We start from the raw sequence: 15,289 nt of genomic DNA, 5'->3' as shown, positions 1-15,289 counted from the left end.
GCCTTTAACAGCGCAGGCAAGGCATGACGGAACAGCCCACGCACGCCGGACGGATTACCATCTCGGTTGACGCTATGGGCGGAGACTCGGGACCCGCAACCGTGGTTGCGGGCATTGCCAAATCGGCAAACAAGAACCCCGATATCGCCTTCGTCCTGCACGGGCCTGAACAGGTTCTGCGCAAACTTGTCGCCAAACGGCGTGTCCTGCAGGGGCGCGTCGTTTTTCGTGATTGCCCCGATGTGGTCACGATGGAGGACAAACCCAGCCAGGTTGTTCGCAACGGCAAGCAGACCTCGATGTGGTCGACGCTGGATTCGGTCCGCAATGGCGAGGCCCACGGTGCTGTCTCCTGTGGCAACACCGGCGCACTGATGGCGCTGTCGATGATGCGGCTTCGCAAACTGCCGGGCGTGAACCGTCCGGCAATTGCGATTCTGTGGCCGTCACGCAACCCGCAGGGGTTCAACGTGATGCTGGATGTGGGTGCGGATGTGCGCGCCGACGCCAAGGATCTGCTGCAATACGCGCTGATGGGGGCCTCTTACGCCCGCAACGGCATGGCGCTGGAACGCCCGCGCATCGGCCTGCTGAATGTGGGCACCGAAGAACACAAGGGCCGCGCCGAACTGAAAGAGGCCCACGCAATGATCGCGGAATTCGCAGAGCAGGCGAATTTCGACTTTGTCGGCTTCGTCGAAGGCAGCGACATTCCCGGCGACAAGGCGGATGTCATTGTAACCGATGGCTTTACCGGCAACGTCGCGATCAAGACCGGTGAAGGCACCGCCAGCCTGATCGGCGATCTGCTGCGCGAGGCGTTCAAATACTCACCGCTGTCGCGCCTGGCCTCGGTGCTGGCGATCACGTCGCTCAATCGCCTCAAGAAACGTATCGACCCGCGCCGTGTGAATGGCGGGGTCTTCCTTGGCCTCAACGGTACCGTGGTCAAATCGCACGGTGGCGCCGATGCCACCGGAGTCTCGGCGGCAGTCAAACTGGCCTTTACCCTGGCCCAGTCTGGTTTTGCCGAAAAATTGGCGGCACGGGTTGCATCAACAGCCGAGCTTGCACAAGATGCCGCCCACACGCCGCCAAAGGCCGGCGAATAACAAAAAAGGCAGTACCCAAGCATGGCAGGCCGTTCAGTTGTCGTAGGTGTCGGACATTATTTGCCAGAGCGCATCGTTCCGAACTCTGAGTTTGAAAAGACGCTCGATACAACGGATGAGTGGATCAGAACCCGTTCGGGGATCGAACGCCGCCATTTTGCTGCCGATGATGAATCCACTTCGGATCTGGCCACCAAGGCGGCCGAGGCCGCGCTGGCCGATGCGGGCCTGACGGCGGACGATATCGACGCGATCATCGTGGCAACTTCGACCGCTGATCTGACCTTTCCGTCCGCGGCAACCATGGTTCAGGCGCGGCTGGGCATGACCAAGGGCTTTGCCTTTGACGTTCAGGCCGTCTGCGCCGGGTTTGTCTTTGCGCTCAGCAACGCCAATGCACTGATCCTGTCCGGTCAGGCCAAACGGGTTCTGGTCATCGGGGCCGAGACTTTCTCGCGAATCATGGATTGGACCGACCGATCGACCTGCGTTCTGTTTGGCGACGGGGCGGGTGCGCTGGTGCTGGAACTGCAAGAGGGCGCAGGCACCTCCGATGATCGCGGCATTCTGGCCACCGACCTGAATTCGGACGGTCGATACAAGGACCTGCTGTATGTAGATGGCGGCGTGTCGACCCAATCGACCGGCCATTTGCGAATGCAAGGCAATCAGGTCTTCCGCCATGCCGTTGAAAAACTGGCGAAAACCGCAGAAACCGCATTGGGCTCGGCGGGTCTTGGAAATTCGGATATCGACTGGATCGTGCCGCATCAGGCTAATATCCGCATCATTCAGGGCACCGCCAAGAAGCTGGGCCTTCCGATGGATAACGTGGTCGTCACCGTGCAGGACCACGGCAACACCTCGGCGGCATCGATTCCGCTGGCCCTGTCCGTGGGCAAGCAGCGCGGTCAGATCAAGCAAGGCGATCTTATCGTGACCGAGGCGATTGGCGGCGGTCTGGCCTGGGGCGCCGTTGTCCTGCGCTGGTAACCGGCGCAAAACGGCTTACACAGAGACCTGCAATTCATTGATATTGACAGCGAATTTCCCCTCGCCCTATTCTCTGTTATCAACAGGGGAAATGGTATGGGCGACAAAACACTGACCCGAATGGATCTGAGCGAGGCCGTCTTTCGCGAGGTTGGCCTGTCACGTAACGAAAGTGCGCAGCTGGTGGAAAGCGTTCTGAACCACATGTCCGACGCCTTGGTGCGCGGCGAACAGGTGAAGATTTCGTCATTCGGCACCTTCAGCGTTCGGGACAAAACCGCCCGCATTGGCCGCAACCCCAAAACCGGCGAAGAGGTTCCGATTCAACCCCGCCGGGTTCTGACTTTCCGCCCGTCGCACCTGATGAAGGATCGCGTCGCGGCAGGAAACCGAAAGTAAGATCAGGACGGCACGGTCATGAGCAAGTCCCCCGACGCGTTTCGCACAATCAGTGAAGTTGCGGATTGGCTGGGCGTTCAGGCTCATGTCCTGCGATTCTGGGAAAGCCGTTTCAATCAGGTCAAGCCGGTGAAACGCGCCGGTGGTCGGCGATATTACCGGCCCAATGACATGCGCCTTCTGGGCGGCATCAAGAAACTGCTGCACGAGGACGGCATCACCATCAAGGGCGTTCAGCGCATCCTGCGCGAACAAGGCGTGGCGCATGTCGCGGCGCTGTCGCAGGGGCTGGATGAAGTGGCCGAGCCGGAAACCCAGAAAAACGACAGCGTTGTCGTACCCTTCACGTCGAAACCTGCCCCATCCAGCGAACAGATCAATCTAGATTTGGGCGATGCTGCCCCGCAGTCCACGCCCCCGCAGGCGGATCCCGCAGCACCGGAACAGATCGCGGCAAAGGCCGAGCCGGAATATATTGATGAAAGCCCCCTGTTGGGTGGAATCGCAACGCAGGCGTGGAATCGCACTGAATTTGACGACCAGTTACTGAAACAGATCGCACCGGTGGCAAAGGACTTGCGCGCCGTTCTGAACCGCATTGAAAACCGATCGGCGGGATAAGAAAAAAAGGCGATGATTTCCTCTTGCCCCTGCCGGGAAAGTCTTTATGAACACCTCAACGTCGGGCTATGGCGCAGCCTGGTAGCGCGTCCGTCTGGGGGACGGAAGGTCGCAGGTTCGAGTCCTGCTAGCCCGACCAAATCACACCGACGTTTATGGCAAACAGGCCAGATCCCGCTCTGGCATCAGGGGGGATCGGAATGACAGGTGTATGCCCAAACCAGCAGATCGAAGGCATGATTGCGCGCGGTGAGATCACCGCCAGCCCCGAGGTCATTTCGGCGCAGGTTCAACCAGCCAGTCTTGATTTGCGCTTGGGAACAGTGGCTTACCGTGTGCGCGCATCCTTTCTGGCGGGCGAAGGGCGATCGGTCGCCGACCGTCTGGCCGAGTTCGAGATGCACCGCATCGACATTTCTGACGGCGCGGTTCTGGAAAAGGGCTGCGTCTATCTGGTGCCGCTGATGGAATCGCTAGCTCTGCCCGAAACCGTGACAGCTGTCGCCAACGCCAAAAGCTCGACCGGGCGGCTGGACCTTCTGACCCGCACCATCACCGATGGCGGCACCGAGTTCGACCGGGTGCCTGCGGGTTATACCGGGCCACTTTATGCCGAGATCTGCCCCCGCTCCTTCTCGGTTCTGGTACGTCCGGGAATGCGGCTGAACCAGATTCGCTTCCGTCAGGGTCAGGCGGTGCTCAGCGACGCGGAACTGACGGCGCTGCACACCGACTCGCCGTTGGTCGATGGGCCTGCGGTGATTCAGGACGGGCTGGGATTCTCGGTCGATCTGCAACTGCCTGATACCGATCTGGTGGGATACCGCGCCAAGCCGCATACCGGCGTGATCGATCTGGACCGGATCGGCGAATATGACCCGCAGGAATACTGGGAAGAAGTGCGCACCCGTGATGGCCGCATCATCCTGGACCCCGGCGCGTTCTATATCCTGGTCAGCCGAGAGGCCGTCCACATCCCGCCGATGTACGCCGCCGAAATGGCCCCTTATCTGGCAATGGTCGGTGAGTTCCGTGTGCATTACGCAGGATTCTTCGATCCCGGCTTTGGCCATGCCGAAGCCGGTGGCGCGGGGTCGCGCGGTGTGCTTGAGGTACGCTGCCACGAGGCGCCCTTCGTGCTGGAGCACGGTCAGGTCGTCGGACGGCTGGTCTATGAGAAGATGGCCCAAATGCCCACGCAGCTATACGGCGCGGGCATTGCGTCGAACTATCAGGGACAGGGGTTGAAACTGTCCAAGCACTTCAAGGCAGTTGGTTAAGAGCGGGCACCCGCGCCTGATCTGGCTTCAACCGCGGTTGTTGGAATTTCCGTGACCCGCATCCGAGTCATCCTGCCGGGGCGACGGTTGATTGGCCTTGCGCCCCACCCGAGCGGCCATGTCAAACCCCTTGTTCACGCCCGAATTGACAAGGCGGCGCATAACCTGGCGCACGATCATATTGATGATCTGATTGGCGTTCATTGCTCAACTCCGTTTTCTGAGCCCCAACATAGGTGATTTATGCGGCAACAAAAGGGCTGCGCGATCACTCTTCCTCGAACAGTTCGGTCTGATCTTCGTCTTCTTCATCCTCGCGCCCTTCCCCCATGGGGATGGTCCCCGGCGGAGGCCGGTTTTCCAGCAAACCTGCAGCGCGCAATTCCTTGAGACCCGGCAGGTCGCGGGCGTTTTCCAGCCCGAAATGATCAAGGAATTGAGGGGTCACCACAAAGGTCACCGGTCGGCCCGGAGTCATGCGACGGCGACCCAGCCGGATCCACTCCATTTCCAACAACTGGTCGATGGTCCCGCGCGAGACCGATACCCCACGGATTTCCTCGATCTCGGCTCGGGTGCAGGGCTGGTGATAAGCGACGATGGCCAGTGTTTCGATCGCGGCCCGGCTGAGTTTCCGGGTCTCGACTGTTTCCTTCTGCATCAGGAAACCCAGATCGGGAGCCGTGCGGATGGCCCAGGCCTCACCCACGCGGACCACGCGCACACCGCGCCCCTCATAGCGTTTTTGAAGCATTTCAACCGCTTGCGCCGCGTCGCTGCCATGGGGCATCCGTGCCTCAAGATCACCAATCGTCACCGGCTCGGCGCTGGCGAACAACACGGCTTCGACCATGCGTTCCTGTTCCGCAATGGGGGGCGCTTCGAACAGGGTGCCGGTGCCTTCGTCTTGGGGGGCGTCACTCACGTGTGTCAGTCCTCTTGCGCAGATGGATCGGGGCAAAGGTTTCGCTCTGCTTGATCTCCATATGTCCTTCTTTCACCAGCTCCAGCGAAGCCGCAAAGGTCGCCGCCGTTGCCGATCTACGACGCACAGGATCAGCATCCCAGCCGTCGGGCAGATAGGTCTCCATATCCGTCCAGGTGCCTGCGAACCCGATCAGTGGGCGCATCCGCTCCAGCGCCTGCTCCATCGTGAACACGGCGTCACGGTCCATCACAAACGGGCGGAATTCGTCTCGGGTGCGAATGCGGGCATAACCCTGCATCAGGTCCAGCAGCGTGGCGGAGTAGGTGACGGTGCGGATGCGGGTGATATCCTCACCCTGCCCGCGTTTGAAAAAGTCGCGGCCCAGCTGGTCGCGCGCCATCAGACGGGCGGCAGAGTCACGCATGGCCTGCAGGCGTTCCAACTGGAAGGCCAGGTGCGCGGCCAGTTCCTCGCCCGAGGGGCCTTCGTCGTCCGGGTCGGGCGGCAACAGCAAGCGAGATTTCAGGAACGCCAGCCACGCGGCCATCACCAGATAATCCGCCGCCAGTTCGATCCGCAGCGCACGCGCCTTTTCCACAAAGGTCAGATATTGCTGTGCCAGCGCCAGAACCGAGATTTTCCGCAGGTCGACCTTTTGTGTGCGCGACAGGGTCAGCAGCACGTCTAACGGGCCTTCAAAGCCGTCGACGTCAACGATCAGGGCTTCGGCCGCAAGGCGATCCGCGACCGAGACCGGGTCTTCGCTGAAAAGATTATCGTTCATATACCTGCCCGCCCATTAGGGCAGATAGTTCCGCCTCGGCGGCCTGGATGTCAAGTTCCGCAGGCTCTTGCCGCATCGCCAACGCCTTTTCTGCGCGCTTCCCGGCCTGTTCGGTCATTTCCCCTGCGGCCTCCAGCACACTGGCGCGGGCGTCGAACGTGCCATTGCAGTGCAGAACCACATCACACCCGGCGTCCAGCGCCTGACGGGCGATGTCTTCGGGCGCGCCGCTGAGCGCCTTCATCGAGATATCATCGGTCATGATCAGCCCGTCGAACCCGATGTTTTCGCGGATCAGGCCTATCATGGTGGGCGAAATCGTTGCCGGCTGCGGGTCGATCCGGTCATAGACCAGATGTGCGGTCATCCCCATCGGCAGGTCGTTCAGATCGCGGAACGGCGCGAAATCGGCCTGTTCCAGCGCGTCCTGCGTCAGGTTCACATGCGGTAGGTCGTGATGGCTGTCGAGCGTGGACAGACCATGCCCCGGCATGTGTTTGATGACGGGCAAAACGCCACCATCCAGATGGCCTTTTGCAACGGCCCGTCCCAACCGGGAAACCTGTTTGGGATCAGATCCATAGCAACGGTTTTTCAGAAACGCATGCGTGGCATCCCGCGCCAGATCGACCATTGGCGCGCAGTTGCTGTCGATGCCCAGCCCGAACAACTCGTCCGCAATCAGACGATAACGCAGGTACATTGCCCGTTCGGCCTGATCCCCAGCCCGTGCGGCGTGATCCAGTGGCGGCAGCCATTCGCGGGCCAGAGGCGCGCGCAGGCGCTGCACCCGGCCGCCCTCCTGATCGATGGTGATGGGGCAATTGCGGCCTACGGCCTCGCGGAAATCATCGCACAGAGCGCGAACCTGATCGGCGGTGTCGATATTGCGCGCAAACAAAATGAACCCGAAGGGGTTCATCTCGCGGAACAGTCTCTTTTCCTGAGGCGTCAGGCGCAGGCCTTCGGCGTCGGTGATGGCCGCACCAAAGCTCACCGAGCGGCCACTGGGATACAATCGGCACCGCGCGCCTCGAGCGCGGCACAGAACTGCCGTGAGTCGCTCAGATCATCAAACCCCAGCACGCGCAGGCGATAAAAGGTTCGTCCTCCGCGTGAGGTCTTCTGGATAACGCGCTGTTTTCCATCCATATAATCGCCGAAGCGACTGTTCAAACGATCCCATTCAGCGCGCGCGACATCCGAGCTTTCATAGGCCCCCAACTGCGCCATGCGGGTGCCTTTGGACAACGTGTCGGGGTCAATATCCACACCAACGGCGGCTTTGACGGCAGCATTGATCGCGGCTTCGGTGCTGCTGTTCGACGTAATGCTGCTGGGCGTCGCGCGGGCCGGGCGCGTGATCGGACGCAGCGACCGGCGCACCCCAGGCAATGCGGCCAGTTCCGGATCCGGCAGTTGTGCGGCCAGATCGGCGGGATCGATTGCAGGCTCTTCGTCGGGCAATGACAGGGCGGCCAGTTGCACGCCCTGTTCCGTCGGCTCGTCAATCCGGGCTGCATCCCCTGCGAGTTCAGAAACCAGCGCGTCCACCGTGCCCTGACGCAGCTGCGCGGCCTCTTGGTTTGAGATCTCTTCCTGAACCACATGTACGGCCGGAGTAGGCTTCAGCGGTTCAACCGGCGTGTCTTCGTCGGTCAGCGACACCGGGCGCGGTGCAAGGATCAGGCGGTCTGCAGGCGGTGCAGCCGTTCCCACCGCGGCCACGGCATTAACGGCCAGACCCTGATGATCCGCGGGCGTTCCGCCGGGGTTTTCGGGTTGAATGCGCATCGGCCCTTCGATGGCGCGCACGACCGGCACGCCGGACACATCGCGCATCACCAGTTTGTAGCCCCAGACGCCGATCCCGGCGACCAGAGCCAGGGATGCAACCGCGCCCATCGCGTTGAAGATACGGCTCAGCCCCGCTGTGCGCGGCGCCTCTTCATATCCGTGCATGTCGTCGGAATACTCGTACCCATCCTGAGGATGCGGTTGATTCGTGTAATGCATCTGCTCGGGGCGCATCTGCCCCGAGTAATCGTAACTTGCCATGTCCGCCTCACCGCCCGATTGCGCCTGAAAACGTGGCGCGCGGGTCATTTCTTGCCTACCTCGAACCGGTGCTTCGGGCGGTGTTAGTTACCGCATCTCCTGCGCCGGTGTGACGCCAAGAATACCCAAGCCCGCTGAAATCACAACAGAAACAGCCCGGGCCAATGCGATTTTTGACTGGCTTGTGGCAACATCGCCATCCTGAATGAACCGCAATTGCGTCTCATCGTTGCCCTTGTTCCACAAAGCGTGGAAATCCCCTGCAAGTTCATACAGGTAAAAGGCAACGCGGTGCGGCTCGTTGGTCCGCGCCGCGATTTCGACCAGACGGGGCCATTCGGCCAGCTTCTTGGCCACGGTCAGTTCCGAGGCATGGTCGTTCTTGCTCAGATCCGCCCCGCCAAGGGCCGCATCATCGGTGGCAATCCCGGCCTCGGCCGCGCGGCGCAGCACGCTCATCACGCGGGCATGGGCGTATTGCACGTAGAACACCGGGTTTTCGCGGCTCTGCTCCAGCACCTTGTCGAAGTCGAAATCCAAAGGCGCGTCGTTCTTGCGGGTCAGCATCACGAAACGGGTCACATCCGGACCCACCTGATCGACCACATCGCGCAGTGTGACAAAATTCCCGGCCCGTTTGGACATCTTGAACGGCTCACCATTCTTCCACAGCTTCACCAGCTGCGTCAGCTTGATGTCCAGCGGCACCTTGCCATCGGACAGCGCCGACACGGCCGCCTTCATCCGCTTGACATAGCCGCCATGATCCGCGCCAAACACGTCGATCAGCGCGTCAAAGCCACGGCTCACCTTGTCATAGTGATAGGCGATATCCGGGGCAAAATAGGTCCAGCTGCCGTCGGATTTCTTCACCGGGCGATCCACGTCATCGCCATGCTCGGTGGACTTGAACAGAGTCTGCTCGCGCGGTTCCCAATCCTCGGGCTTCTTGCCTTTCGGCGGCTCCAGAACGCCCTCGTAGATCAGGCCCTTGTCGGTCAGCGATTGCAACGCAGCCTCGATCCGGCCCGTGCCGTAGAGCGATTTCTCGGAGAAGAACACATCCATCTCGACGCCCAGCGCCTTCAGATCGGCGCGGATCAAGTCCATCATCGCGTCAGTGGCAAAGTTGCGCAGCTCTTCCAGCCATTCGCTTTCCGGCTTGTCGATCAGGCTGTCGCCGTATTTCTCTTTCAGCGCCTCACCGATCGGGATCAGGTAATCGCCCGGGTACAGCCCCTCGGCAATCTCGGGGCTCAGCCCGTTGGCCTCGCGATAGCGCTCATAAGCCGAGCGCGCCAGCACATCCACCTGGGCGCCACCGTCGTTGATGTAGTACTCGCGGGTCACGTCATGGCCGGAATAGGCCAGCAGGCTGGCCAGCGCATCGCCGAACACCGCCCCCCGGGTATGCCCCACATGCAGCGGACCGGTGGGATTGGCCGAGACATATTCGACGTTGACCTTCTGCCCATGACCCATGGTCGAGCGGCCATAATCGGTGCCCTTTTCCAGCACCGCCGCCAGCACACCTTGCCAAACGACAGGCGCAAGACGCAGATTCAGAAAGCCCGGCCCGGCCACCTCGGCACTGGTAATCCGGTCATCGGCCGCCAGTTTCCCAGCCAGGACATCGGCAATGTCGCGCGGCTTCATCTTGGCCGGTTTCGCCAGTACCATCGCAGCGTTGGTCGCCATGTCGCCATGCGCGGCATCACGCGGCGGTTCGACCGCCACGTTGTCAAAGCTCAGCCCCTCGGGCAGCGCGCCTTCGGACTGCATCTGTGCCAGCGCATCCAGTACAAGGCCGCGGATCTCGGAAAACAGGTTCATTTCGGATGTCCTTTTGCTTGCCCGGCGGTTTACCACGCAAAGCGGCAAGGTCAATGCAAGCGATCAGTTTCCGCTTGGATTAACCGTAAACGGGGCTAAGGTCTCAGGAAATACCAACCCGGAGACCGTTTCATGCGCCTAGCCCTGCCCCTTGCCATCGCCCTGACCATTTCGTTGCCGGCCTGGGCCGAAATGCCTGCGCCGCAAGGCCACGTTTTGTTGACGCTGGGCGGCGCGGTTACCGAAGCCAACCTGCCGGCCCGGGGCGAGGATGACGGCGGCCTTCTGGGCTATCTCGAAGTCCAGCACGACGGGGCCGCCGGGTTCGACGCCGCCATGCTGGATGGTCTGGACCAGATCGAGATCACCATCACCTACGGCCCCGAAGGCAGCCAGCGCGAGATCGCTTTTTCAGGCCCGCTTCTGTCTGACGTGATGACGATGGCAGGTGCCGCGGGCAAAACGGCAAAACCGATGGCGCTGGACGGCTATCAGTCGGAAATTCCGTGGCAGAGCATCACGGCGCATCAGCCAATTGTCGCGACTCATGCGGATGGCAGCCCGATGGGGATTGGTGGCTATGGTCCAACCATGATCGTCTTCCCCCCGACTGAAGATGCGGAACAGGCACAGAAACAGGCTGGGCAACAGGTGTGGGCGCTGGCCTATATCGGGGTCGAATAATTAGCCGCCCGTCAGCCGTCTGTGATCCTGCAGGGCAAACCGGTCTGTCATTCCGGCAATATAGTCCGACACAATTCGAGCCAGCGCGGTTTCGTCCTGCGCGGCCTCGATATCGCGGTGCCAGCGCGCAGGCATCTGTTTGGGATCATTGAGGTATATCGGAAACAACTCCTGCACGACTGCGCTGACTTCGGCGCGCACTTCCATCACGCTGGGGGCCCGATACATCCGTGTGAACAGGAATGCGCGAATTTCCCTGAGTTGCGCCCATAGTCCGTTCGAGAACTGAACAACCGGATAGCCGAGGTATCGGATGTCTTCGACCGTCTGTGCCCCTGACGCGGCGATCAGCCCACGCGAAGTGTCGATCACATCGGACACCATAACCCCAAACACCCGCCGCAACGCCTCATGTCGGCGGCGGTACGGGTCTAGTCCGGGATATTTGCGATCCACCTCTGCATAGCAGTCGCCCACAACCGGTAATTGCAGGATTTCGTCGTCTGTAAACAGGTTGGCGCGCAGACCATCCAGCAGATCATGGTTGTTGTAGGCGATGTCGTCCGATAGCGCGGCCACCTGCGCTTCGGCACTGGCATGGGTGTGCAGTTCCAGATCGAAGCACTCATTGCACTCGTCCAGAGCCCAAGGCAGTTCCCCCTCGACCGGCCCGTTATGCTTGGCAATGCCCTCAAGACACTCCCACGTCAGGTTGCAACCATCGAACTCGGCATAGTGGCGTTCCAGCTTGGTGACGATCCGAATGGCCTGCGCGTTGTGGTCGAAGCCGCCATAAGGCGCCATCAACGCATGCAGAGCATCCTCCCCTGTATGTCCAAATGGTGTGTGCCCCAGATCATGGGCCAGCGCCACCGCCTCGGTCAGTTCGGGGTTCAGGCCCAACGCCCCGGCAATCGTGCGCGCCACTTGCGCAACTTCGATCGAATGGGTCAAACGGGTGCGGTAACTGTCGCCCTCATGCTCAACAAAGACCTGCGTCTTGTGTTTGAGCCGACGAAACGCGCTGGCATGAATGATACGGTCGCGATCACGCTGAAAGCATGACCGGAAACTGCTCTCCTCCTCAGGCACAAGCCGCCCCCGTGCGCGGCCTGGGTCCGAGGCAAAACCCGCTCTGTCCAAAGGTCTTGTCCTTGTCGCCTGTCGTTAGGTTTCATATATTGTACTGCGGCAAATAAATAAACCTTTGGAGTCCGGCATGAATCTGCCCCCAACAGTCACAGAACGCGCCTTTGATCGCCTGGCCGAGATCGGCGCCGCAGATCAGGGACAAGCCCTGCGCGTCGCGGTGGAAGGCGGCGGATGTTCCGGTTTTCAATACGAAATCGCGCTGGATGAGCCAAAAGACGGCGACCTTGTACTGGAAGGCAAAGGCCAGAAAGTCGTCGTGGATTCAATTTCCCTGCCGTTTCTGGAAAACGCGGTAATCGATTTCACGCAGGAACTGATCGGCGCGCGCTTTGTGATCGAGAATCCAAACGCCACTTCATCCTGCGGCTGCGGAACATCATTTTCGATGTAAACGCTGGTGGGGGCTTTGCCCCCACACCCCCAGGATATTTATAGCCAGATGAAGCAGGGATCCACTCTCCGATCATCCGCCGGAGAGCTTCACCTGGCGCGGTCATCGGCGTCCCCGCCTGTACCGCAAGACTCTTATCAACAAATTTGGTTAAGAATCCGTTTCTTCATCTGGCCAAAAATATCCCGGAGCGCGAGGCAGAGCCTCGCACCCCAACCATCCGCCTTGCCGTTGGACAGGTTCTGGGCGATAGGTTGCCTTAAGCCAACGGAGGATCGCGCATGAAAATCGCCACGTTCAACATTAACGGCATCAAAGCGCGGGCCGAGGCCCTGCCCCGGTGGCTTGACGAGGCGCAGCCGGACGTTGTTCTGCTGCAAGAGATCAAGTCGGTCGACGAAAACTTCCCGCGCGAGATTTTCGAAGAGCGAGGCTATAACGTCGAAACGCACGGGCAGAAAAGCTTCAACGGCGTGGCGATTCTGTCTAAGTTACCGCTGGAAGACGTATCCCGTGGCCTGCCGGGCGATGTTGAAGACGAACAGGCGCGTTGGATCGAGGCTACGGTGGTTGGCAAACAGGCACTGCGTATTTGCGGACTGTACCTGCCCAATGGGAACCCGGCCCCCGGTCCGAAATACGACTACAAACTGGCCTGGATGGAGCGGCTTTATCATCGCGCGTGCGACTTAATGACCAACGAAGAACCGGCATTGATGGCAGGTGACTACAATATTATTCCACAGGCCGAAGACGCGGCCCGCCCGGATGCTTGGCGCGAAGACGCCCTGTTCCGCCCCGAAAGCCGCGCCGCGTTTCGCAAGATTCTGAACCTCGGGTTCACCGAAGCCTTCCGCGCGCGCACGCAGGGACCCGGTCATTATTCCTTTTGGGACTATCAGGCCGGGGCGTGGAACAAGAATGACGGCATTCGCATCGACCATTTTTTGCTGACGCCGCAGGCTGCTGATCGGATGCGTGACTGCCAGATTGACTCAGCGGTGCGCGGGCACGAAAAGCCCTCAGATCACGTGCCGGTGTGGGTTGATCTCGACTTTTGACGGGTCACGCGGTGGCGTCATAGCTGTAGATCCACTCGTATTTCTGGGACAGTTTAGCCCCAACGGCCATCAGCGCCATCTGCGCCGCCAGTCGCATGGGGCCACGCAGGTGAAAGTTGCGCGCATTTGCTCCGGCGGCGGCGACCACTTGCCTTGCCCTTGGGCGGCGTTGGGTTTCGTAGGCGGCAAGGGCTTGTTTAACCCCCGATTGGTCTTTGAACGCGCGGGCCAGAATCCACGCATCCTCCAGCGCCAGACATGCGCCCTGCGCCATGAAGGGCAGCGTTGGATGCGCGGCATCGCCCAGCAGCGCGAGGCGCCCGCTTTGCCAGCTTTGTGCAACGGGGCGCAGGAACAGGGCCCAGAGGTTGGTTTCTGTCACTTCGGCCAGAATGTCGCGCACCGGACCTCCAAAATCGGCGAAACGCGCGCGCATATCGTCCGGGTCGCCTTGCAGGCGCCAGCCTTCCTCTTGCCAGTCCGAACGCTCCTCGATCGCCACCACATTCATCAGACATTGGTCACGCAACGGATAGGTGACCACATGGCGCCCCGGCCCCATGGTCAGCGACGCGCGCGGCATCTCTTTGCGCTGCGACCAGGGGATCGTTGCGCGCCAGGCGACCTGATGGGTGAACTTGGGCGTTTCGGTGCCGTTCAGGATCGGGCGGATCGTGCTGCGCCCTCCGTCTGCGGCAATGACGCATTCCGACCGCAGCCGCTCGCCGCCGTCCAGCACGACATCGGCCTCGCTTGGGTATTTGACCACCTGCGTCACGCGCGCGCCCAGCCGGATATCGACACCTGCATCCCGCGCCGCCCGGTGCAGCAGGTCCAACAGATCGGCACGGTGATAATAATATGTTGGACCGGCCGCAGGCACGGGCACCTTGCTGACCACACGGCCTTTTCGGTAGTCACGCAGAATCGTTCCGTGCGACAGCTGCCCGTACTCGGGCTCGGGCCCCGCCACGCCAAGCGCCCGCAGAACCGCCATGCCGTTGGCGCTGATCTGCAACCCTGCGCCGACCTCAGTCAGGGCCGGAGCCTGTTCCAGAACCGTAACCTGCGCGCCGCGTTGCCGCAGCGCCAGCGCGGCCGCCAGCCCGCCGATGCCACCGCCGATGACACTGAATTTCCGACCGTCGATATTCATGGCACCGCCTTAACGCAAAAACGCCGGAGCGACAGGCCCCGGCGTTCGAGTTTTCCCGAATCTTCCAGCGATCAATCGTCGCGGTGGACCTTCTCGCGGCGCTCGTGGCGCTCTTGTGCCTCAAGCGTCATGGTTGCGATCGGACGCGCATCCAGACGTTTCAGCGAGATCGGATCGCCCGTCATCTCGCAATAGCCGTACTCACCTTCGTCGATGCGGCGCAGGGCCGAGTCGATCTTGGCCACCAGCTTGCGCTGACGGTCACGGGTGCGCAGCTCAAGCGCGCGGTCGGTTTCCTCGCTCGCGCGGTCAGCAACGTCCGGAATGTTTCGGGTGTTGTCCTGCAGCCCTTCAATCGTGTCGCGGCTGCCCGCCAATAGTTCGTTCTTCCAATCCAGCAGCTTGCGACGGAAATACTCAAGCTGACGGTCATTCATGAAAGGCTCATCTTCGGCCGGACGGTAGTCCTCCGACAGAAAAACTTCCTGCTTCATCTTTGCTCCCTCGGTATGGCCAGAAACGTCGGTAGCGGTTGTTTCACCTGACATTTGGCTCTCCCTTCTGCGGAGCGTTTATCTGACGCGCATGGGAATGTCACTACACAAACGCCGTGTTGATTCGTCACGCCTCTGGCCTTGTCTAAATATGAGACATGTAACAACAAAACCTTGTTTTTCTGCGGAATTCGTTGGGCATTTCTGTGGCAAACCACAACCAGCGGTGCATCCGATAGCCCCCGAATCAAGCAAAAGGGACCAGAGTCGCTGCGAAGTTCGCGGTTCGGGACGCCGCGGCCCGCTTGTCAAAATCATCGCCTCTCTGTAACCCCAACGGCAC

Annotated in this window: 17 protein-coding genes and 1 tRNA gene; 9 read left to right on the top strand and 9 right to left on the bottom strand. The window is 60.9% G+C overall.

The annotated features are described in order from the left end of the window. Positions 1–23 precede the first annotated feature (23 nt). The 6 genes from plsX (at position 24) to ACOQFT_RS13240 (ending at position 4,405) form a co-directional block, all read left to right on the top strand. On the top strand, positions 24–1,112 hold the full coding sequence (gene plsX, locus ACOQFT_RS13265; RefSeq protein WP_421598377.1) for a phosphate acyltransferase PlsX: 1,089 nt from the start codon (positions 24–26) through the stop codon (positions 1,110–1,112). A 21-nt stretch (positions 1,113–1,133) separates the two neighbouring features. Beyond that, complete coding sequence (locus tag ACOQFT_RS13260) at positions 1,134–2,105, top strand: beta-ketoacyl-ACP synthase III (RefSeq protein WP_421598376.1); 972 nt, start codon at positions 1,134–1,136, stop codon at positions 2,103–2,105. Positions 2,106–2,201: 96 nt separating this feature from the next. Then, positions 2,202–2,504, top strand: coding sequence for an integration host factor subunit alpha (ihfA, locus tag ACOQFT_RS13255; RefSeq protein WP_008755922.1), 303 nt, complete (start codon positions 2,202–2,204; stop codon positions 2,502–2,504). Positions 2,505–2,522: 18 nt separating this feature from the next. Then, positions 2,523–3,125 carry a MerR family transcriptional regulator gene (locus ACOQFT_RS13250; RefSeq protein ID WP_421598375.1) on the top strand — a complete coding sequence of 201 codons (603 nt, stop codon included), beginning with the start codon at positions 2,523–2,525 and terminating at the stop codon, positions 3,123–3,125. A gap of 62 nt (positions 3,126–3,187) precedes the next feature. Then, positions 3,188–3,264: transfer RNA gene (locus tag ACOQFT_RS13245), tRNA-Pro, on the top strand. Between the two features lie 61 nt (positions 3,265–3,325). Then, complete coding sequence (locus tag ACOQFT_RS13240) at positions 3,326–4,405, top strand: 2'-deoxycytidine 5'-triphosphate deaminase (RefSeq protein WP_421598374.1); 1,080 nt, start codon at positions 3,326–3,328, stop codon at positions 4,403–4,405. Positions 4,406–4,432: 27 nt separating this feature from the next. Here the strand turns inward: ACOQFT_RS13240 and ACOQFT_RS13235 are convergent, their stop codons facing one another. The 6 genes from ACOQFT_RS13235 to argS all read right to left on the bottom strand — a co-directional run bounded on the left by ACOQFT_RS13235 (position 4,433) and on the right by argS (position 10,008). Continuing rightward, positions 4,433–4,609, bottom strand: a complete 177-nt coding sequence (locus ACOQFT_RS13235; protein ID WP_421598373.1) for a hypothetical protein — start codon at positions 4,607–4,609, stop codon at positions 4,433–4,435. A gap of 64 nt (positions 4,610–4,673) precedes the next feature. After that, positions 4,674–5,330 carry an SMC-Scp complex subunit ScpB gene (gene scpB, locus ACOQFT_RS13230; RefSeq protein ID WP_421598372.1) on the bottom strand — a complete coding sequence of 219 codons (657 nt, stop codon included), beginning with the start codon at positions 5,328–5,330 and terminating at the stop codon, positions 4,674–4,676. Next, a complete protein-coding gene (locus ACOQFT_RS13225) occupies positions 5,323–6,117 on the bottom strand; it encodes a segregation and condensation protein A (RefSeq protein WP_421598371.1) in 795 nt (264 codons plus the stop codon). Before ACOQFT_RS13225 ends, scpB begins: the two co-directional genes overlap by 8 nt. Next, positions 6,107–7,114 carry a beta-N-acetylhexosaminidase gene (nagZ, locus tag ACOQFT_RS13220; protein WP_421598370.1) on the bottom strand — a complete coding sequence of 336 codons (1,008 nt, stop codon included), beginning with the start codon at positions 7,112–7,114 and terminating at the stop codon, positions 6,107–6,109. Before nagZ ends, ACOQFT_RS13225 begins: the two co-directional genes overlap by 11 nt. Beyond that, positions 7,111–8,223, bottom strand: a complete 1,113-nt coding sequence (locus tag ACOQFT_RS13215) for an SPOR domain-containing protein (protein ID WP_421598369.1) — start codon at positions 8,221–8,223, stop codon at positions 7,111–7,113. Before ACOQFT_RS13215 ends, nagZ begins: the two co-directional genes overlap by 4 nt. A gap of 39 nt (positions 8,224–8,262) precedes the next feature. Continuing rightward, the gene (argS, locus tag ACOQFT_RS13210; RefSeq protein ID WP_421598368.1) at positions 8,263–10,008 is read right to left on the bottom strand and encodes an arginine--tRNA ligase; all 1,746 of its coding nucleotides are present in this window, start codon (positions 10,006–10,008) and stop codon (positions 8,263–8,265) included. Positions 10,009–10,140: 132 nt separating this feature from the next. On the opposite strand from argS, the gene ACOQFT_RS13205 reads away from it, so the two are divergent. Next, positions 10,141–10,692 carry a hypothetical protein gene (locus ACOQFT_RS13205; protein ID WP_421598367.1) on the top strand — a complete coding sequence of 184 codons (552 nt, stop codon included), beginning with the start codon at positions 10,141–10,143 and terminating at the stop codon, positions 10,690–10,692. On the opposite strand, the gene ACOQFT_RS13200 is transcribed toward ACOQFT_RS13205, so the two are convergent. Then, the gene (locus ACOQFT_RS13200) at positions 10,693–11,835 is read right to left on the bottom strand and encodes a deoxyguanosinetriphosphate triphosphohydrolase (RefSeq protein WP_421598366.1); all 1,143 of its coding nucleotides are present in this window, start codon (positions 11,833–11,835) and stop codon (positions 10,693–10,695) included. A 76-nt stretch (positions 11,836–11,911) separates the two neighbouring features. On the opposite strand from ACOQFT_RS13200, the gene ACOQFT_RS13195 reads away from it, so the two are divergent. Next, positions 11,912–12,235, top strand: a complete 324-nt coding sequence (locus tag ACOQFT_RS13195; RefSeq protein ID WP_421598365.1) for a HesB/IscA family protein — start codon at positions 11,912–11,914, stop codon at positions 12,233–12,235. A gap of 281 nt (positions 12,236–12,516) precedes the next feature. Next, positions 12,517–13,296 carry an exodeoxyribonuclease III gene (gene xth / locus ACOQFT_RS13190; protein WP_421598363.1) on the top strand — a complete coding sequence of 260 codons (780 nt, stop codon included), beginning with the start codon at positions 12,517–12,519 and terminating at the stop codon, positions 13,294–13,296. Positions 13,297–13,300: 4 nt separating this feature from the next. Here the strand turns inward: xth and ACOQFT_RS13185 are convergent, their stop codons facing one another. After that, positions 13,301–14,452, bottom strand: a complete 1,152-nt coding sequence (locus ACOQFT_RS13185) for an FAD-dependent monooxygenase (RefSeq protein ID WP_421598362.1) — start codon at positions 14,450–14,452, stop codon at positions 13,301–13,303. Between the two features lie 71 nt (positions 14,453–14,523). Beyond that, positions 14,524–14,946, bottom strand: coding sequence for an RNA polymerase-binding protein DksA (dksA, locus tag ACOQFT_RS13180; protein ID WP_170443495.1), 423 nt, complete (start codon positions 14,944–14,946; stop codon positions 14,524–14,526). Between the last annotated feature and the right edge of the window lie 343 nt (positions 14,947–15,289).

It is taken from the genome of Ruegeria sp. MALMAid1280, from assembly GCF_049195285.1.
In the GTDB taxonomy this organism is placed as follows: domain Bacteria; phylum Pseudomonadota; class Alphaproteobacteria; order Rhodobacterales; family Rhodobacteraceae; genus Ruegeria.
Note: the sequence above shows the minus strand (reverse complement) of the source record. Positions and strands in the feature narration are given on the sequence as shown.